The organism is Pseudonocardia sp. P1 (assembly GCF_000178675.2).
Lineage (GTDB): Bacteria > Actinomycetota > Actinomycetes > Mycobacteriales > Pseudonocardiaceae > Pseudonocardia.
Genome location: NZ_ADUJ02000001.1, coordinates 4,580,526 through 4,599,426, shown reverse-complemented (window position 1 = coordinate 4,599,426; position 18,901 = coordinate 4,580,526). Strand labels below are relative to the sequence as shown.

Annotated in this window: 15 protein-coding genes; 3 read left to right on the top strand and 12 right to left on the bottom strand. The window is 73.5% G+C overall.

What is annotated here, in order from left to right; genetic code table 11:
- Positions 1-25: 25 nt before the first annotated feature.
- A complete protein-coding gene (locus PP1_RS21230; protein ID WP_249266048.1) occupies positions 26-1,348 on the top strand; it encodes a D-alanyl-D-alanine carboxypeptidase family protein in 1,323 nt (440 codons plus the stop codon).
- A gap of 214 nt (positions 1,349-1,562) precedes the next feature.
- On the opposite strand, the gene yhjD is transcribed toward PP1_RS21230, so the two are convergent.
- The 9 genes from yhjD to PP1_RS21185 form a co-directional block, all read right to left on the bottom strand.
- Positions 1,563-2,627, bottom strand: coding sequence for an inner membrane protein YhjD (gene yhjD, locus PP1_RS21225; RefSeq protein WP_010229378.1), 1,065 nt, complete (start codon positions 2,625-2,627; stop codon positions 1,563-1,565).
- Positions 2,628-2,670: 43 nt separating this feature from the next.
- The gene (trpS, locus tag PP1_RS21220) at positions 2,671-3,687 is read right to left on the bottom strand and encodes a tryptophan--tRNA ligase (RefSeq protein ID WP_010229375.1); all 1,017 of its coding nucleotides are present in this window, start codon (positions 3,685-3,687) and stop codon (positions 2,671-2,673) included.
- Positions 3,688-3,708: 21 nt separating this feature from the next.
- A complete protein-coding gene (locus tag PP1_RS21215) occupies positions 3,709-4,611 on the bottom strand; it encodes a winged helix-turn-helix transcriptional regulator (RefSeq protein ID WP_010229374.1) in 903 nt (300 codons plus the stop codon).
- 204 nt (positions 4,612-4,815) lie between these two features.
- Positions 4,816-5,049: a hypothetical protein gene (locus PP1_RS21210; RefSeq protein WP_033199464.1), complete on the bottom strand. Its 234-nt coding sequence runs from the start codon at positions 5,047-5,049 to the stop codon at positions 4,816-4,818.
- 50 nt (positions 5,050-5,099) lie between these two features.
- The gene (locus tag PP1_RS21205) at positions 5,100-7,688 is read right to left on the bottom strand and encodes a bifunctional FO biosynthesis protein CofGH (RefSeq protein ID WP_010229368.1); all 2,589 of its coding nucleotides are present in this window, start codon (positions 7,686-7,688) and stop codon (positions 5,100-5,102) included.
- Between the two features lie 81 nt (positions 7,689-7,769).
- On the bottom strand, positions 7,770-8,279 hold the full coding sequence (locus tag PP1_RS21200; protein ID WP_010229365.1) for a YbaK/EbsC family protein: 510 nt from the start codon (positions 8,277-8,279) through the stop codon (positions 7,770-7,772).
- 41 nt (positions 8,280-8,320) lie between these two features.
- On the bottom strand, positions 8,321-9,154 hold the full coding sequence (locus PP1_RS21195) for a protein kinase domain-containing protein (protein WP_060574875.1): 834 nt from the start codon (positions 9,152-9,154) through the stop codon (positions 8,321-8,323).
- Positions 9,151-9,996 carry an exodeoxyribonuclease III gene (locus PP1_RS21190; protein WP_010234102.1) on the bottom strand — a complete coding sequence of 282 codons (846 nt, stop codon included), beginning with the start codon at positions 9,994-9,996 and terminating at the stop codon, positions 9,151-9,153. Before PP1_RS21190 ends, PP1_RS21195 begins: the two co-directional genes overlap by 4 nt.
- Positions 9,997-10,038: 42 nt before the next feature.
- Positions 10,039-10,371 (bottom strand): hypothetical protein, encoded by a 333-nt coding sequence (locus tag PP1_RS21185; RefSeq protein WP_010234099.1) that lies wholly within the window; start codon positions 10,369-10,371, stop codon positions 10,039-10,041.
- 252 nt (positions 10,372-10,623) lie between these two features.
- On the opposite strand from PP1_RS21185, the gene PP1_RS21180 reads away from it, so the two are divergent.
- The gene (locus PP1_RS21180) at positions 10,624-12,855 is read left to right on the top strand and encodes an NADP-dependent isocitrate dehydrogenase (RefSeq protein WP_010234095.1); all 2,232 of its coding nucleotides are present in this window, start codon (positions 10,624-10,626) and stop codon (positions 12,853-12,855) included.
- A 426-nt stretch (positions 12,856-13,281) separates the two neighbouring features.
- Here PP1_RS21180 and PP1_RS21175 read toward each other — a convergent pair whose 3' ends face one another.
- Complete coding sequence (locus PP1_RS21175; RefSeq protein WP_060574872.1) at positions 13,282-13,590, bottom strand: DUF3017 domain-containing protein; 309 nt, start codon at positions 13,588-13,590, stop codon at positions 13,282-13,284.
- 34 nt (positions 13,591-13,624) lie between these two features.
- The gene (locus PP1_RS21170; protein WP_029239886.1) at positions 13,625-14,476 is read right to left on the bottom strand and encodes a bifunctional methylenetetrahydrofolate dehydrogenase/methenyltetrahydrofolate cyclohydrolase; all 852 of its coding nucleotides are present in this window, start codon (positions 14,474-14,476) and stop codon (positions 13,625-13,627) included.
- A gap of 231 nt (positions 14,477-14,707) precedes the next feature.
- Between PP1_RS21170 and PP1_RS21165 the strand changes: the two genes are divergently transcribed.
- Positions 14,708-15,367 carry a GPR1/FUN34/YaaH family transporter gene (locus PP1_RS21165; RefSeq protein WP_033200406.1) on the top strand — a complete coding sequence of 220 codons (660 nt, stop codon included), beginning with the start codon at positions 14,708-14,710 and terminating at the stop codon, positions 15,365-15,367.
- 81 nt (positions 15,368-15,448) lie between these two features.
- Here the strand turns inward: PP1_RS21165 and PP1_RS21160 are convergent, their stop codons facing one another.
- On the bottom strand, positions 15,449-18,805 hold the full coding sequence (locus PP1_RS21160) for an error-prone DNA polymerase (protein WP_075314697.1): 3,357 nt from the start codon (positions 18,803-18,805) through the stop codon (positions 15,449-15,451).
- Positions 18,806-18,901: the final 96 nt, after the last annotated feature.

The window sequence follows — 18,901 nt, the reverse complement described above, 5'->3', positions numbered from 1 at the left end:
CCCCACCATGGGGCATGCTGCGCGTGTGACGACGACGGCCCGCCGGTGGCGGCGGTGCGCGACGGCCCTGCTGGTGCCCGGGCTGCTCCTGCTGACGGCGGGTGCGGCGGTCGCGGCACCGGACGCTTCCGCCTCCGGGCCGGGCGGTACCTGGCTCGCCGACCTCGCACCGGGCGGTACCCGGCTCGTCGGCCCGGTCCCGGCCGCCGCAGCCGGCTGTCCCGGTCAGGCCGCCCCGCCCGGTCCGCCCGCGGCCGAGGAGACCGTCCCCGTGGCGCCGCTCCCGGTGCCGTCGCCGCCCGTCGGCGGCCTGGCCGTCTGCGCCGACGCCCACGTCGGCCCGGTGCCGCCGCCCCCGGTCGGCGTCGCGTCCTACGTGGTCGCCGACCTGGACTCGCACGAGGTCCTCGCCGCACGCGCCCCGCACGCCCGGGAGCGGCCGGCGTCCACGATCAAGCTGCTGCTCGCGCTCGTGGCCGACGAGGTGCTCCCGCCGGAGCGGGTCGTCGTCGGCACGGTGGAGGACGCGAACATCGACGGCAGCCGCGCCGGTGTCGGCCCCGGCGGCCGCTACACCGTCGACCAGCTGCTGCACGGCCTGCTGCTGGCCTCCGGCAACGACGCGGCGCACGCGCTGTCCCGCGAGCTCGGCGGGGACCAGGCGACGCTGGCCGCGATGCAGGACGCCGCCGCGCACCTCGGGGCCCGCGACACCCGGCCCGCGACGCCGTCCGGGCTGGACGGTCCGGGGATGTCGTCATCGGCATACGACCTCGCACTGATCCTGCGGGCGGCGCTCGACCGGCCCCGGATCGCGGCGGCGCTGCGCACCCCGAGCATCCCCTTCCCCGGGTTCGCCGACCGTCCGGGCTTCGAACTCGGCAACGACGACCGCATGCTCGGCACCCCCGGCTTCCTCGGCGGGAAGAACGGGTTCACCGACGCCGCCCGGCACACCTTCGTCGGCGCCGTCGAACGCGACGGACGACGACTGGTCGTCGCCCTCGTCCGCGGCGAGTCGCAGCCGGTGCGGATGGTGGACCAGGCACGATCGCTGCTGGACTGGGGCTTCGGCGCCCCGCAGGACTCGCTCGGGACGCTCGTCGCACCGGGCGACGACACGCCCGTCGCCGATCTCGCGGCAGGGGCGGAGCCGGCCCCCGCTCCGGCTCCGGGCTCGGGCTCGGGCTCGGGCTCGGGCTCGGGCTCGGGCTCGGGCTCGGATCCTGCTTCCGATCCGGATCGGGAGGGCACCGACCCCGGATCCGCGATCGCCGTCGGCGCGGTGGCCGCGGCGGTGGGGGTTGTGGCACTCCTCCTGACGCTGACCCGTCGCCGCCGCGGCTGACCCGCCGGACCGCCCCCGTCCGCGCCAGCCGCACACCCTCTGTGTCAGCCGCGCTTCTTCCCCGTCAGCCGCACACCATCTGCGGCAGCCGCACAGGGCTAGTCCTGTGCGGCATGCCGTCAACCTGTGCGGTGATCCCTCTACCTGTGCGGAGTACCCCCTCCGTGTGCGGCGATGCCGATCAACACGGGTGTGGGGCCGGGACGAGTACCGCTCAGTGGCGGCGCCGGCCCCAGGCCCGCAGGCCGAGCACCCCGCCGAGGAGTCCGGCGGTGACCAGCCCCGCCGACGCGAGCGCGCCGGGCCCCTCCCGCACGACGTACTGCGGGCGGATGACGGCAGGGGCCGGGACGTCGCGCGGGCCCTGGTCGTTCTCCTCGGCGCTCGCCGCCCAGGCGGTGACGAACAGCAGGAACCGCGACGTGAAGAAGATGAAGATCAGCAGACCGAGGATCGACCCGAACGCGGCACCGGCCGGCGAGTTACCGATCGTCCCCAGGTAGACGACCATGACCTGCTGCAGGATCGCGAAGCCGATCGCGCCGATCAGCGCGGCCTTGGCGGCGCTGCGGAAGCTGACCGGCTCGCGCGGCAGGCGGGCGATCACCCAGAGGAAGACCAGCCAGTTCCCGGCGAGACCGAGCAGGAACGCCGCGACCCCCAGCAGGAACCGGGCCCACCCGACCTCGCCGAGCCCGACCAGGTCGAGCAGGTAGGCACCGGCCGCGCCCCCGACCGAGGCGATCGCGAACGAGGCGACCAGGGCCAGCCCCAGCCCGACCAGGGAGAGCAGGTCGAACGCCAGCCGCTTGATCATCGGCGGCGCGTCGTCGCGCTGTCCCCACTGCTCGGTGAGCGCCTCGCGGAGGTTGCTCATCCAGCCGATCCCGGAGTAGAGCGCACCGACGAGGCCGATCAGGCCGATCGCCCCCGCCTGCTTGATCGCGGTGTCGACGACGCCGCTGAGCAGCTGTCCGATCTCCCCCGGCGCGGCCGACGCGATCCCGTCCTGCAGCGACTGCAGCAGCTCCTCGTTCCCGCGCAGCACGAACCCGGCCGCGGCGAACGCGACCATCAGCAGCGGCACCAGTGCGAGGACCGAGAAGTAGGTGATGGCCGCCGCGTAGTGGTCACCGTGGTTCTCGGTGTACCGCGCACCGGCGCGCACCAGGTGGTCCAGCCACGGGCGCTGCTCCCGCTGCCGCTCGAGGAAGGTCGGGCCCTCCTCCTCGTCCTCGTCGAACCGGTGCGCCGTCGTGGTCGGACGGTTGTCGGCCATGGTTCCCCCGGGTTCGGTCGTGCTCGCCCGCCCCGGGCGGTGGTCACACCGTGGGCGGGAGGAGCCCGATCCTCTCGTGAACCGCGGCCAGTGTCGCGCCGGACACCTCGCGCGCCCGGGTGGCGCCCGTCGCGAGGACCCGGTCGAGCTCGGCCGGATCGGCCAGGTAGCCGTTCACCTTCTCGGCGAACGGCTCGGCGAACCCGGCGACGATCTCACCGAGGTCCTTCTTCAGGTCGCCGTACCCGCGACCGGCGTACTCCGCCTCGACCTCGGCGACCTTGCGGTCGGTCATCGCCGCGTTGATCGTGAGCAGGTTCGCGATGCCCGGCTTGCCCTCCGGGTCGTAGCGGATCTCCCGCTCGTTGTCGGTGACGGCCGAGCGGATCTTCTTCGCGGACGTCTTCGGCGGGTCGAGCAGCTCCACGATCCCCGACGGCGACGACGCCGACTTGCTCATCTTCGCCGTCGGGTCCTGCAGGTCGTAGATCTTCGCCGTGGCCTGCGGGATGTGCGGCTCGGGCACCCGGAAGGTCTCGCCGAACCGGTGGTTGAACCGCTGCGCGAGGTTGCGGGTCAGCTCCAGGTGCTGGCGCTGGTCCTCACCGACCGGCACCCGGTCGGGCTGGTAGAGCAGGATGTCCGCGGCCTGCAGGATCGGGTAGGTGAACAGTCCGACGGTGGCGCGGTCGGTGCCCTGCTTGGCCGACTTGTCCTTGAACTGCGTCATCCGGCCGGCCTCGCCGAAGCCGGTGATGCACTCCAGCACCCAGCTGAGGCGGGCGTGCTCCGGGACGTGCGACTGCACGAACAGGGCGGACCGCTCCGGGTCGAGCCCCAGGCCCAGGAGCTGCGCGGCGGCGACCCGGGTGCGCCGGGCCAGCTCCTTCGGGTCGTGCTCGACGGTGATCGCGTGCAGATCGACGATGCAGTAGAAGGTGTCGTGGTCCTCCTGCAGCGCCACCCACTGCCGCAGCGCGCCCAGGTAGTTGCCGAGGTGGAACGAGTCGGCGGTGGGCTGGATCCCGGAGAGCACGCGCGGACGGTGGGCGTCGGTCATGGCCCCATCGTTCCAGCCCGATCAACGGGGTTGGACCGGGGACACCGAGCCCCGGTCGAACGCCCGGCCGCAGCGGTCACAGTCCAGCCGGACCTGCAGGTTCTCGCCGCAACCCACGTGCCGGATGACGATGTCGATCGGTGCGCCGTCACCGCCGATCCAGCGGTGCGACCAGTCGACGAGGCAGGCGTGGAGCGGGAACGACGCGCGTCCCTTGTCCGTCAGCCGGTAGCTGCCCGTCCCGGTGCGGACCAGCACGCCCAGCTCCACGAACCGGCGCAGCCGGTCGGAGAGCACCTCCGGCGAGATCCCCAGCTCGGTGGTGAAGCAGCTGAAGGACGTGATGCCGGTGAGCGCCGCCCCCAGCACCGTCACCCCCCACCGGTCGCCGATGATCTCCATCGCACCGGGGAGGAACGACAGCGGGTCGTCGGGCAGCGTCCCGCGGGTGCGCCGGGGGTGCTGCCGGGCGAGTACCTCCAGGCCGGGCGACCCCGGGACCCGGTGGAACTCGGTGTCCCGCGGACCGACGACGTCCCCGCACGAGACGCACCGCAGCTGCGGCCGCGACGGCTCGCCGCACGCCCGGTGCACGATGTCCGGCAGCGGCACCTCCCGCGGCACCCAGGTCTTCTCCCAGTCCCACGTGGTGATCAACAGCTTCCAGACGTCCTCGCCGCGCGGGGTCAGCGCGTACTCGCGCCGCTCGCGGCCACCCTCACGATAAGGACGGGTCTCCAGCAGGCCGGCCTCGACGAGCGAGCGCAGCCGTGCGGACAGGGTGGCGTCGGAGATGTTGAGGGTCTCGCGCCACCCCGCGTACCTGCGGACTCCCAGGAAGGCGCGCTGCAGGATGAGCAGTGTCCAGGTGTCGGCGAGCAGCCCGAGACCGCGCCCGACGGCACCCAGCGCCTGCGACTGCACGCACCCTCCTCCTTGACCTGGACCGACCATGATCGTACTCTGCGTCTGACTCTGCTCATCGAAGCCGGGTGTGCAGCGGGGAGCGCGCGCCGGGTGTGAGCGGAAGGTGGGTCCGCGCCGAGCGCGCGGTCCACCCGTCCACGACCGGTCGGGACGCGTGGCGGCGCAGAGGGGGACGCCGCCGCACTCCCGCCGGTCGTGCGGTCAGGCGGGACGGTTCCGGGGGGCCGTCTCGTCGCCGCCGTCACCGGCCGCGTCGTCGGCGGCGTCGGTGTCGTCGGTGTCGTCGTCCGCGCTGCCGGACGCGGCAGCGGGTTCCACCGTCACGACACCCTTGTCGAGGTCGATCGGCCCCAGGCGCCACTGCTCCCCGCCCTGAGCCGCGTCCGAGTCCTCGTGGATCCGTTTCCGCGGGAACATCTCTCCGAGTACACCCATGCAGGCCACGGTACGGACACGGCGCCCGGCCGCGTCCGTCCGCGACGAGGTCAGGCCGGGGCGAGCGGCAGCATCCGCGGCCCCGACGGACGCGCCGGGGTGAGCACCGACGGCTCGCCGCGGTAGGTCGTCGTCCGCTGCCGCACCGGGCGCCCGGCCGCGTGCGCGATCTCCGTCAGCTCCTCCACCGAACGCTCCGAGCCGTTCTCCGACCCGGCCATCCGGCTGATGGTCTCCTCCATGAGCGTGCCGCCCATGTCGTCGGCGCCGCCGTTCAGCACCTGGCCGGCCAGCTCGTCACCGAGCTTCACCCAGGACACCTGGACATGGTCGATCCGGCCGTGCAGGGCCAGCCGGGCGAACGCGTGCACGGCCCGGTTGTCGCGCTCCGTCGGCCCCGGCCGGGCGATCCCGGCGAGGTAGATCGGCGCGTTGTGGTGCACGAACGGCAGCGGGACGAACTCCGTGAACCCACCGGTCCGGTCCTGGACCGAGGCGAGCGTGCGCAGGTGTCCCAGCCAGTGCCGGGGCTCGTCGACGTGGCCGTACATCATCGTCGACGACGACGGGATCCCCAGCTCGTGCGCGGTCGACACGACCTCGATCCACTGCGACGCCGGCAGCTTGCCCTTGGTCAGCACCCAGCGGACCTCGTCGTCGAGGATCTCCGCGGCCGTGCCCGGGATCGACCCGAGCCCGGCTGCCTTGAGCTCGCTCAGCCACTCCCGGATCGACACCCCGGCCTTCGCGGCGGCGGAGACGATCTCCATCGGGGAGAACGCGTGCACGTGCATCCCCGGCACCGCCTCGTGCACCGCGCGCACCAGGTCGGCGTAGAACGACACCGGCAGCTGCGGGTCGATGCCGCCCTGCACGCACACCTCGGTCGCACCGTCGCGGGCGGCCTCGGCGGCACGCTGGGCGATCTCGTCGAGCGAGAGCCGGAAGGCGTCGGCGTCGCGCTCGCGCTGGGCGAACGCGCAGAACCGGCAGCCGACGTAGCAGACGTTCGAGAAGTTGATGTTGCGGTTGACGACGTAGGTGACGTCGTCGCCGTTGACCTGCCTGCGGACGTCGTCGGCGAGCCGGGTCAGCTCCCGCAGCGCGGGCCCCTCGCCGGTCAGGACGGCCATCGCGGCGGCCTCGTTCGCCGGGTCCAGCAGGGCGGCCGGGTCGGACGCGGCGAGCTCCAGCCCCGCCTTCACGTCGCCCGCCAGCCGCTCGGGCGCCCGCGCCCGCTGGGACTCCAGCTCGGCCGCGACCTCGTCCCAGTCGCCGTAGACCGAACCGAAGTCGCTGCGCCGGTCGTCGGTCCGCCCCTCGGTGTCGACGGCGGTGTGGAGGTCGGTCCGCCCGGTCGACTCGAAGCCGCCGTCGGGCTCCTGCCAGGGCAGCCCCTGCACGACGGCGCCGGGGTCGGCCAGGCCGTCCGGCGTCGCGAGCGCGGCGACGTGGCCGTGCAGCCGGGTGTCGATCCAGGGCGACCCTGCCCGCACGTACTTCGGGTAGGCGGTGAGGCGTTCGCGCAGCTCGAAGCCCTCCTCCGCGGTGACCCGGGCCAGCTCGTCGACGGCGGGCCACGGCATCTCCGGGGACACGTGGTCGACGGTCACCGGGGACACGCCGCCCCAGTCGTCGATCCCGGCGCGCAGCATCAGCGCCTGCTCGTCGCCGACCAGGTTCGGCGGTGCCTGCAGCCGGACCTTGGGCCCCAGGACGAGCCGGGAGACGGCGATGGTGGCGGCGAGGTCGTCGAGATCGGCGTCCGGGTCGTTCGCCATCGCGGTGTCGGGCTTGGCCCGGAAGTTCTGGACGATGACCTCCTGCACGTGCCCGTGCTGGCGGGCGGCGGACCGGATCGCGAACAGCGACTCGGCCCGCTCCGTGCGGTTCTCCCCGATCCCGATCAGGATCCCGGTGGTGAAGGGGACGCCGACGCGGCCGGCGTCGGCGAGCGCGCGCACCCGGACCGCGGGCTCCTTGTCGGGGCTGCCGAAGTGCGGGCCGCCCTTCTCGAACAGCCGCTGCGAGGTGGTCTCCAGCATCATCCCCATGCTGGCCGCGACCGGCTTGAGCCGGGTGATCTCCTCCCAGGACATGACGCCCGGGTTCAGGTGCGGCAGCAGCCCGGTCTCCTCGAGCACGGCGATCGCGCAGGCCCGGACGTAGTCCAGCGTCGAGTCGTAGCCACGGGCCTCGAGCCACTCACGGGCCTGCGGCCAGCGCTCCTCGGGCCGGTCCCCGAGGGTGAACAGCGCCTCCTTGCACCCCTGCGCCGCACCCTGCCGGGCGATCTCGACGACCTCGTCGCGCTCCAGGAACATCGAGTCGAGCCGGTGCGGGACGGTCGCGAACGTGCAGTAGTGACACCGGTCCCGGCACAGCCGGGTCAGCGGGATGAAGACGTTGCGGGAGTACGTGACGACGCCCGGGCGCCCCTCCTCGACCAGGCCCGCGTCGCGGACGCGGCCGGCGTGGGAGAGCAGCTCGTCGAGATGCTCACCACGCGCGGCGAGCAGCACGGCGGCCTCGGTGACGTCCAGCGTGGACCCGTCCCGTACCCGGCGCAGCGCCCGGCGCAGGGCGGAGTCCGACGGGGCGGCCTCGGCCGGGACGGGGGCGGCAGGAGTGTCGGCCATGGGATCCACACTAGGTACCCCGGAACGGCGCAGCGACCCTCCGATCGACTACGGAGCATCTCCTCACTGCCGGGAATAGATCTAGGCGACCTCGGCCGCCGTGCCACCGGTGACCGCGACGAGTTCGGCGAAGGTCGTCGGGAACACCGACCGCGCGACACCACCCGCGGCCCAGACGCGGTCGTAGTCGTCGAGGGCGACGTCGACCAGGGTGCGCAGCGGCGCCGGGTGCCCGACGGGCGCCACACCGCCGATGACCTGCCCGGTCGCCGTCCGCACGAACTCCTTGTCGGCCCGCCCGACGGCCACCCCCAGGAGTGCCGCGACCCGGTCGGTGTCCACCCGGTGCCGGCCCGAGGTGAGGACGAGCAGCGGCTCCCCGCCGGCGTCGAACACCAGCGAGTTCGCGATCTGGCCGACCTCGACGTCCAGCGCGGCGGCCGCGGCGGCCGCGGTCGTCACCGCGTCGGGCAGCAGGACGAGCCCGGCGATCGACGCCGGGTCGGCGCCGGCCCGACGCAACGACTCCTTCACGGACGCGACGCGGGGGTGGTCGGCGGGGTGCTCGGCGGCGCCGGTGGTCTCGCTCATGACTCCATCCTGGTGGTGCGGGCGAGCGGTTTCCGGGTGGCCTAACGCACGACCCAGAGGAGCATCGCGACGACGGCGACGGCCAGCAACGCGGCCACGACCAGCAGGATCCACCGGTTCCGCCCCAGGTCACCGCCGCTCCCACGGGGCCCGGCGGCCCGTCCCAGCAGCGCGTCGGCGTCGTCCGGCCCCAGTCGCTCCGCAGGGTCGGCCGCGGTCAAACCGGTGATCGCCTGCGCCAGCGGGCTGCCCGGGGCGGCCTCCCGGCCGCCGGCGTGGTGCAGCACCGCGCCGAGGCTCCACAGGTCCGCGGCCGGGGTGTCCCCGGTGCCGCCGTCGCGTTCGGGCGCGGTGAAGGCCCCGGTGTCGGCGCCGGCGGCCCGCGGTCCGACGGCCCGGCTCAGCCCGACGTCGGTGACCAGCGCGCGGCCGTCCGGCGTGATCAGGACGCAGTCCGGGTCGAGACCACCGTGCGTGCCCGCGCCGGCGTGCACGTCGCGCAGTGCGGCCAGCACCTCGCGGCCGATCCCGGCGACGGCGCGCAGCGACGGCGGATCGTCACCGGCGACGAGCCGCCCGAGCGGGCGGGCGTCGGGGTGCTCGGTGACCAGGTACTCGCGCATGCCGCCGTCCGCGGCCCGGTCGGTGATCAGGTCCAGGACGCCGACGACGCCCGGGTGCCGCAGCCGGCCCGCGGCCCGGACCTCGGCGAGCAGCCGCTGCCGCGCGGCACCGTCGGCGGGCATCACGATCTCGGTGACGGCCACGGTCCGGCCGGTGATCCGGTCCTCGGCACGCCGGGACGGGCCGAACCCGCGCCGGTCGAGCTCGTCGAGCAGGAGGTAGCGACCCCCGACGACCCTGCTCTCGATCACTCGGTACCCCCGGCCGGGGCGCCGGCCCCGAGCCGGACCACCACGGGCGCGTGGTCCGACCAGCGGGTGTCGTGCGACGGCGCGCGCTCCACGACGGCCTCGTGCGCGGCCGCGGCGAGCCCCGGCGTCGTCAGGAGGTGGTCGATCCGCCAGCCGACGTCGTTGTCGAACGCGCGGCCGCGGTAGGTCCACCACGAGTACGGCCCGTCGGTGCCGGGGTGCAGGGCGCGGACGACGTCGGTCCAGCCGTGCTCCAGGAGCCCGGCGAACCACTCGCGCTCGTGCGGCAGGAACCCGGAGTTGCGTTGGTTGTTGCGCCAGTTCCGCAGGTCCTGCTCGGTGGGAGCGATGTTCCAGTCACCGGCGACGACCATCTCGCGGCCGGTGGCGGCGCACCGCGCGAACGCGGTGCGCAGGTGGTCGCCGAAGGTCTTGAGGAACGCGTCCTTGGCGTCCTGCTTGTCCGTGCCCGCGACGCCCTTGGGCAGGTACAGCGAGGCGACGGTGAGGTCACCGGGCAGGTCGACCTCGAGGTAGCGGCCATCGAGGTCGGTGGCCGGGTCGCCGAAGCCGATGCGCACCGCCTCCGGCTCGGACCGGCTCAGGACGGCGACGCCGTTGCGCCCCTTCGCCGTCTCGCACGGCGCGAGACGCAGGTGCCATCCGGCGGCCGCGAGCGCGTCGGTGAGGGCCGCAGGCAGCTCCTCGGGCCGCGCCCGGACCTCCTGGAGGCAGACGGCGTCGGCGTCGGCGACCGCCAGCCAGTCGAGCAGCCCCTTGCCGGTGGCCGCCCGGACACCGTTGACGTTCGCGGTGGCGAGGGCACGGACGGGAGGAGGCACGCCCCTACCCTCCCGTACCGGAGGTCACGCGCTGCAACCCCCTCAGCACACGCTGCCCGCGGTCGCGGCGACGCTGTTCGACGGCACCCACCGGTCGCCGCCGGTGAGTTTGCGGAAGCCGCTGTCGACGATCGTCTCGGCGCCGACCTCCTCGCCCCGGGTGAGCGTGTCGACCGGCTGCGCGGACGCCGCGGGCGCCGCACGGACCGTCACCTCGGCGGCCTGCACGGTCACCCGGCAGGTGCTGCCGAACTCGTCGGTGGCGCCGCCGTAGAGCAGGGCCACGGCGGTCAGCCCGACCGCGATCAGCGCCACCAGGGGCCATCCGCTCAGGAACGTCGTCCTCGTGAGCCCCGGGATCTTCACCTTCGCCACGCGGTCCGTCCCCTCCCCGCCGTCGTCGTCGTCGTGCGTACGGTAGCCGGTCCGGCACGTTCCGCAGATCCACCGGCCGGGGTGTCGGACGGGTTACTCCTGCGGGCGGACGGGGGTCCGAACGGGATAGCGTGTGCCGCGGAAAGCGGGCCGCCGCGCCGGGGCCCCCGCCCGGTCACCCCGGGCAGGTCGTCGGCGTCGCGGCAGGGCCGCAGCACACACCCGACGAGCCCGAGGCAGGCCAGACACGCGATGAAGCTCATCTACACGTACACCGACGAGGCGCCGGCACTGGCGACCCACTCCTTCCTGCCGGTCATCGAGGCCTTCGCCGGGCAGGCCGGGGTCGACGTGGAGACCCGTGACATCTCGCTGGCCGCGCGCATCCTGGCGAAGTTCCCGGACCGGCTGACCGACGCGCAGCGCGTCCCGGACTCCCTCGCCGAGCTCGGCGAGCTGGCGAAGACCCCGGACGCCAACATCATCAAGCTGCCGAACATCAGCGCCTCGATCCCGCAGCTCAAGGCCGCGATCAAGGAACTGCAGGGCGCCGGCTACGACGTCCCGGACTACCCCGAGGACCCGCGGACCGACGACGAGAAGGCCGCCCGCGCCGCGTACGACGCCGTCAAGGGCTCCGCGGTGAACCCCGTCCTGCGCGAGGGCAACTCCGACCGCCGCGCCCCGGCGTCGGTGAAGAACTTCGCCCGGAAGCACCCGCACTCGATGGGCGCCTGGAGCTCCGACTCGAAGTCCCACGTCGCGACCATGTCCGACGGTGACTTCCGGCACTCCGAGAAGTCCTTCACCGTCGCGGCCGACGGCGCGCTGCGGATCGAGCACGTCGCCGCCGACGGCACCGTCACCGTCCTCAAGGACGCGGTGAAGGTCCTGGCCGGCGAGGTGATCGACGGCTCGGTCATGCGGCGCGAGGCGTTGCAGGCGTTCCTCGCCGAGCAGGTCGCCGACGCGAAGGCGAAGGGTGTGCTGTTCTCGGTGCACCTCAAGGCCACGATGATGAAGGTCTCCGACCCGAAGATCTTCGGGCACGCGGTGCGCGCCTACTTCGCCGACGTGTTCGCCGCCTACGGCGACGACCTCGCCTCGGTCGGCGCCGACCCGGACGACGGGCTGGCCTCGGTCCTGTCCGCGCTGGAGAAGCTGCCCGCCGACAAGCGCGAGGCCATCGAGAAGGCGATCACCGCCGCGTACGAGACCGGCCCGGCGCTGGCCCAGGTCGACTCGTCGCGCGGGATCACCAACCTGCACGTCCCCAGCGACGTCATCATCGACGCGTCGATGCCGGCCGCGATCCGGTCCTCGGGCCAGATGTGGAACGCCGACGACGCGACGCAGGACGCCAAGTTCGTCATCCCGGACTCGTCCTACGCCGACCTGTACGACGAGACCGTCAAGCACTGCATCGCCAACGGTGCCTTCGACCCGACGACGATGGGCACCGTCCCGAACGTCGGCCTGATGGCGCAGAAGGCCGAGGAGTACGGCTCGCACGACAAGACCTTCGAGATCGCCTCCGCGGGCACCGTCCGCGTGGTCGACGCCGCCTCCGGCGAGGAGAAGCTCTCCCACGAGGTCGCCGAGGGCGACATCTGGCGCGCCTGCCAGACCAAGGACGCCCCGATCCGCAACTGGGTCGGGCTGGCCGTCGACCGGGCCCGCGCCACCGGGTCCCCGGCCGTGTTCTGGCTGGACTCCTCGCGCGCCCACGACGCGCAGCTGATCGCCAAGGTCGAGACCTACCTGGGCGAGCTCGACACCGACGGTCTGACCATCGAGATCCTCCCGGTCGGCGAGGCCACCCGGTACACCCTGGAGCGGGCCCGCAAGGGCGAGGACACCATCTCGGTCACCGGCAACGTGCTGCGCGACTACCTGACCGACCTGTTCCCGATCCTCGAGCTGGGCACCTCCGCGAAGATGCTCTCGATCGTCCCGCTGATGAACGGTGGCGGCCTGTTCGAGACCGGCGCCGGCGGTTCGGCGCCGAAGCACGTCCAGCAGCTGCAGAAGGAGAACCACCTGCGGTGGGACTCCCTCGGCGAGTTCCTGGCGCTGGCCGTCTCGCTGGAGATGCTGGCGTCGAAGTCGCCCGACCCGCTGCGCGCGAAGCTGCTGGGCCAGGCGCTCGACGACGCGACCGGCCTGCTCCTGGAGAACGGGAAGTCGCCGTCCCGCAAGGTCGACGAGCTGGACAACCGGGGCAGCCACTTCTACGTCGCGTGGTACTGGGCCCAGGCGCTCGCCGAGCAGACCGAGGACCCGGAGCTGGCCGCGGTGTTCGCCCCGCTCGCGAAGGCCCTCGGCGAGCAGGAGGAGACCATCCTCGGTGAGCTGAACGGCGCGCAGGGCGACCCGGTCGACCTCGGCGGCTACTACTACGTGGACCGCGCGAAGGCCGACTCGGTGATGCGTCCGAGCGCGACCCTCAACGCCGCGATCGACGGGTTCGCCGGCAGGAGCTGATCCCGCGCACCACCTCCGCACGAGGGCCCGTACCCGCATCGCCGGGACGGGCCCTCGGCGCATCCGGGGCGACCCCTGCTCACATACGGCCACCCGGATGATCACCATTGCGATCATCGGGTGACCCTGAGGCCGACGGGGACGATCTTGGACCCGTCCGGCGGCATCCCCCGTCACCCAGCGTGCGTAGCGCCCGGTAGAATTCTGTTAGCGATGATCATTATCAAGCAGCCGACCGCCGTGCCGCCCGGGGCCACCGGCCCCGCCCGGCCGGACCGTCGTACGCCCGGGACGTCGCACGGCCCCCGGGCCACCAGCACCGGCCCCGGGCGCCCGGGCAGCAAGCGCCCGGCCGGTCCGCGGCGCCCGCCCACCCGTCGCCCGGCCGGACCCGCCACTCCCGGCGGCGCCCGGCGCTGAGCGGTCTCAGCTGACGGTCAGCGAGCCCCGGGTGATCGTCAGGGCCAGCGCCAGCACGGCGAGGCCGAACCCGCCGTAGACGAGCGCGTCGACGTAGCGGCCGCGGACGGCGAGCAGCCCCACCCGGTCCGGCGGCAGCACCACCCGCAGCACGGCCGCGACGAGCATCGCGACACCGAGGGCGGCCGATCCCTCCCGCCAGTGCTCGGTGGCCACCCGCTGCAGCCCGATCAGGGCGATCGCGAGGACGGTGAGCAGCGGCCAGTACGCGCGCAGCCGCGCTCGCAGCCCGAACCCGCTCCGGGTCGTCGCCATCGGTGCTCCTCCGCCCCGGCCGGGTGCCGGACGCTCAGCCCGCCGCGCGCTCCGCGGCCTCGACCACGTTCGTCAGCAGCATCCCGCGGGTCATCGGGCCGACACCACCCGGCATCGGCGCCAGCAGCCCGGCCACCTCCGCGACCTCCGGTGCGACGTCGCCGACCAGGCCGAGATCGGTCCGGGTCACGCCGACGTCGAGCACCGCCGCCCCCGGCTTGACCTGGTCCGCGGTGATCAGTCCCGCCCTGCCCGCGGCCGCGACGACGACGTCGGCCTCCCGCAGGTGCGCGGTCAGGTCCGTCGTACCCGTGTGGCACAGGGTCACGGTGGCGTTCTCGCTGCGCCGGGTCAGCAGCAGGCCCAGCGGACGGCCGACGGTGACCCCGCGCCCGACGACCACGACCCGCGCGCCGTCCAGCTCGACACCGAAGCGCCGGCACAGCGCGACGATCCCGCGCGGCGTGCACGGCAGCGGACCGGGCTCACCGAGCACCAGCCGGCCGAGGTTGACCGGGTGGAGGCCGTCGGCGTCCTTGAGCGGGTCGACGCGCTCCAGCGCGGCACCCGAGTCCAGCCCGGCAGGGAGCGGGAGCTGGACGATGAACCCCGTGCACGACGGGTCGGCGTTCAGCTCGTCGATCGTGTCGTCGACCTGGGCCTGGCTCGCGTCGGCCGGCAGCTCGCGCTGCAGGGAGGTGATCCCGACCTTCGCGCAGTCGCGGTGCTTGCCGCGGACGTAGGCGTGTGATCCGGGGTCGTCACCGACCAGGACGGTTCCCAGGCCGGGGGTCCGCCCGGCCGCCGTCAGCTTCTCGACGCGGACCCGCAGATCCTCGAGCAGTTCCGCCAGGGTCGCCTTGCCGTCCATGACCGTTGCACTCACATCAGGCATCCTCGCAGGTGCGGGTACGGGCCGCCGAACCTGACCGAAGGACGCGGACGTGCCGCCGAGGTAGAGGATCCGGGCGATCCGACCTGGGAGAACAGGCTTTCTGCGTGCAACCGGGGTAGGGGATGCGGTCTGGTCGTCCGGAGGGGCCGGAAACGATCTCGACGAGAGCAGAATCACACGGCCGGTGCCGGACCGGTGACCGAACTCGACGAGGAGTCTGCGATGAGTGTGGAGAGCGAGACCGCTGGGGCCCAGACGGCCGCCCCGCCCGCGGCGGCCGCGCCGGCCGCCAACCCCGCCCTGATGGGCCTGATCTGCTTCCTGCCCTCGGGTATCACGCTGGGCCTCTGGTTCGTCGGCTACCTGGACACCACCGCGCTGCCCGGCGGCATGATCCCGATCGTCACCTTCTCCGCGGGCCTGTTCCTGCTGCTGGCCGCGATGTCCGCACTGCGGGTCGGGGACAGTGTCACCGCCGCGATCTTCGGGGTGTTCTCCGCGTTCTGGACCAGCTTCGGTGTCCTCCTGATGGCGCTGAACAACGGCTGGATCATCGACGCCGGCACGGGCGGACCGCTGGCGACCGACCAGATCGGGTCGATCCAGTCGGCCTACCTGCTGTCGTTCACCCTGGTCTTCATCCTGCTGACGCTGGCCACCCTGCGCCTGCCGCTGATGTTCACGATCGGCTTCGTACTGGTGGACATCACCTTCGTGCTGGCCTACCTCGGCGTCACGGCCGGGAACGCGGGGCTGTTCCCGATCGCCGGGATCACGACCTTCGGGTTCTGCATCGTGTTCGCGTACATCCTGTTCGACGCCTTCGGCCAGACCCTCGGTGGACGCGCGATGGCGATGGGCAACCCGCTGGTCAAGTCCTGACGCATCCGCGGGGTCCGCGGCTCGAGGAGCTCCGGTCCGGTGTCACCGGACCTGGGCTCCTCGAGCCGTGTCCGGTGCAGGTCAGCGGAAGTCGCGGGACTGCACGGGGACGGCCAGCGGCATCCGCTGGAGCCGGTCCGCCAGCAGGTTGAGGACGCCCTCGGGGCTGCGTTCCAGCCGTCCGCGCACCAGCAGCGCGGCGCTGCCCAGCGCCACCGACCGGTACCGCGCCCACAGGCCCTCGGAGCAGGTCACGTTCAGCATCCCGGACTCGTCCTCCAGGTTCACGAACGTCACCCCGCGCGCCGTCGCCGGGCGCTGCCGGTGCGTGACCAGGCCACCGACCAGGACCCGGGGCGGCGCGTCCGGCCCGGCGCGACGGCCGACGTCGTCGAGCCGGTCGATCCGGACTGCACCGAGCCCGTCGAGCTTCCCCCGCAGGTGCTGCACCGGGTGGCTGTCCGGTGAGACGCCGGTGGCCCAGACGTCGGAGACGGTCAGCTCGGCGTCGGTCATCCCGGGCAGCGCCGGTGCGTCGAAGCCGACGGCGGTGCCGGGCAGGTGCTCGGGCCGGACCCCCGCGACGACGCCGGCCGCCCACAGCGCCTCCCGGCGCTCCACCCCGAAACAGCCGAACGCCCCCGCGGTGGCCAGCGCCTCGGCCTGCGGCCCGGTCAGCCGGACCCGGCGGGCCAGGTCGGGGAGATCGGCGAACGGCCCCGCGGACGCCCGCACGGCGTCGACCGCACCGGCGAGGTCGGTGCCGATCGTGCGGATCCCGGACAGCCCGAGCCGGACCGCCCACCCCCCGGTGCTGTCCGGGTCGGGCTGCAGGATCGCGTCGGCCCGGCCCTCGTTCACGTCCGGACGGCGGACCCGCACGCCGTGCCGGCGGGCGTCGGCGACCAGCGACTGCGGCGAGTAGAACCCCATCGGCTGGGCGTTGAGCAGCGCCGCGCAGAACGCCGCCGGGTGATAGAGCTTGAACCAGGCCGAGTAGTAGACGAGCGCCGCGAAGCTGATCGAGTGGCTCTCCGGGAAACCGAAGTTCGCGAAGGCCAGCATCTTCGTGAAGATCGTCTCCGCGAGCTCGCCGGTGATCCCGTTGGCCGCCATCCCGTCGAAGAACCGGCCCCGCAACCGCTCCATCTTCTCGGTGGAGCGCTTGGCGCCCATCGCGCGGCGCAGCTCGTCGGCCTCGGCGGCGGAGAACCCGGCGACGTCGACGGCGATCTGCATCATCTGTTCCTGGAACAGCGGGATGCCCAGGGTCTTGTCCAGCGCGGGCTTCAGCAGCGGGTGGTCGTGCTCCCAGTCGTCGATCCTGTTGCGGCGCCGGATGTAGGGATGCACCGAGCCGCCCTGGATCGGGCCCGGCCGGATCAACGCGACCTCGACGACCAGGTCGTAGAACTCGCGGGGGCGCAGCCGCGGCAGCGTCGCCATCTGGGCGCGGGACTCGACCTGGAACACCCCGACCGAGTCGGCGCGGGAGAGCATCGCGTACACCTCCGGGTCGGACTCACCGATCCGGTGCAGCTCGATCCGGGTGCCGTCGTTCCGCTCGACCAGGTCGGCCATCAGGTGCAGGGCGGTGAGCATGCCCAGGCCCAGCAGGTCGAACTTGACCAGGCCGGCCGCCGCGCAGTCCTCCTTGTCCCACTGGACGACCGTGCGGTCCTCCATCCGGGCCCACTCCACCGGGACGACCTCGGACACCGGACGGTCGCAGATGACCATGCCACCGGAGTGGATGCCGAGGTGCCGGGGTGCGCCCATGAGCTGCCCGGCGAGATCGAGCAGCAGCGGCGGCATCTGCAGTGTCTGCTCCCCGCCCGTCCCGAGTTCGGACGCCTCCAGCGCGTGCCACCGCTCCACCCGCTTGCTCCACGCGTCCTGCTGGCCGGGTGAGAACCCGAGCGCACGGGCGGTGTCGCGGACCGCCGACCGCGGCCGGTAGGTGATCACGTTCGCGACCTGTGCGGCGAAGAGCCGGCCGTAGCGCCGGTAGACGTACTGGATCGCCTCCTCCCGCCGTCCGGACTCGATGTCCAGGTCGATGTCGGGATAGCCGTCGCGGTCCGGGGACAGGAACCGCTCGAACAGCAGGCCGTGCCGGACGGCGTCGACGTTGGTGATGCCCAGCGCGTAGCAGACCGCGGAGTTCGCGGCGGATCCCCGGCCCTGGCAGAAGATGTCCTCGCGGCGGCAGAAGTCCACGATGTCGTGCACGATCAGGAAGTAGCCGGGGAAGTTCTTCTCCTCGATGATCGCCAGCTCGCGCTCGACGGTGTACGCGGCGAACGGGTTCTCGTCGTGGCTGCCGTAACGCTGCAGCCGCCCGCGCTCGGTGAGCGCCCGCAGCCACGAGGCCTCGGTCTCCCCCTCCGGCACGTCGAACGGCGGCAGGTCCGGCGCCACCAGGTGCAGCTCGAACGCCAGCTCCCGGCCCAGCCCGGCCGCCCGGGCCACCGCGCCCGGGTGCCGGTCCTCGAACCGGCGCGTCATCTCCCGGCCGGACCGAAGGTGTGCCGTGCCCGCCGCGGGCAGCCACGGGTCGATCTCGTCCAGGCTGCGCCGGGCCCGCACCGCGGCGACCGTGGCGGCCAGCGGCGCCCGGTCCGGGGCCGCGTAGTGCGCGGCGGTGGTGGCGACGGTCGCGACACCGGCCGCGGCGGCGAGCGCGGCCAGTGCGTCGTTCCGCTCGGTGTCGCACGGCTCGCCGTGCACGGTGAGCTCCACCCGCACGTTCTCCCGGCCGAACCGTTCCGCGAGGCGCTCCAGCGCGGCGGCCGCCGCCCCGGGTCCGTGCCGGTCCAGCGCCCGGCGCACCGCGCCCTTGCGGCAGCCGGTGAGCACGACGACCCGGCCCGCGGTGTCGGCGACGACCTCGTCGAGGTCGTAGACCGGGCGGCCCTTCTCGCCGCCGCGCATCTGCGCGGTGGAGATCGTGCGGCACAGCGCGCGGTAGCCATCGGGCCCGCGGGCGAGCAGGAGCAGGTGCTCCCCCTCCGGGTCGGCGACACCGTTCTGCGGGGCGGACAGGCCCAGGCTCAGCTCGGCGCCGAACACGGTCCGGATGCCGAGCGCCCGGGCCGCCTCGGCGAACCGGACCACGCCGTACATGCCGTCGTGGTCGGTGAGCGCGATCGCCTCGAGCCCCAGCTCGGCGGCCCGCTCGACGAGCTCCTCGGGGGCGCTCGCGCCGTCCAGGAAGCTGAAGTGCGAGTGACAGTGCAGCTCGGCGTACGGGACGGTCGCCGCACCGGTCCGCAGGCCCGCGGGCGGTTCGTACGGTCCGCGGTGGGCGGACCAGGCCGGGGCGTCGCCGCCGTCGGCCTCCGGGCCACCGCGCAGGCTCGAACCGTCGCGGACGGACCGGCCCGAGAGCGCACCCTCCAGCTCGGACCACGGGACGTCCGGATTCTGCCAGCCCACGGCCCGAGGGTACTCGAACGTCAGTTCGATGCGCGAGTGCTCCCGCGCGGGCCCGGAGGGAGGCGACGGGCGTGCCGTGCGGGGACCGGCCGGCCG

What these genes read in the sequence shown, in the direction of transcription:
- PP1_RS21180 (WP_010234095.1), top strand. Translation starts at nt 10,624, where the DNA reads ATGAAGCTCATCTACACGTACACCGACGAGGCGCCGGCACTGGCGACC.
- PP1_RS21200 (WP_010229365.1), bottom strand. Translation starts at nt 8,279, where the DNA reads ATGAGCGAGACCACCGGCGCCGCCGAGCACCCCGCCGACCACCCCCGC.
- PP1_RS21205 (WP_010229368.1), bottom strand. Translation starts at nt 7,688, where the DNA reads ATGGCCGACACTCCTGCCGCCCCCGTCCCGGCCGAGGCCGCCCCGTCG.
- yhjD (WP_010229378.1), bottom strand. Translation starts at nt 2,627, where the DNA reads ATGGCCGACAACCGTCCGACCACGACGGCGCACCGGTTCGACGAGGAC.
- PP1_RS21165 (WP_033200406.1), top strand. Translation starts at nt 14,708, where the DNA reads ATGAGTGTGGAGAGCGAGACCGCTGGGGCCCAGACGGCCGCCCCGCCC.
- trpS (WP_010229375.1), bottom strand. Translation starts at nt 3,687, where the DNA reads ATGACCGACGCCCACCGTCCGCGCGTGCTCTCCGGGATCCAGCCCACC.
- PP1_RS21210 (WP_033199464.1), bottom strand. Translation starts at nt 5,049, where the DNA reads ATGGGTGTACTCGGAGAGATGTTCCCGCGGAAACGGATCCACGAGGAC.
- PP1_RS21175 (WP_060574872.1), bottom strand. Translation starts at nt 13,590, where the DNA reads ATGGCGACGACCCGGAGCGGGTTCGGGCTGCGAGCGCGGCTGCGCGCG.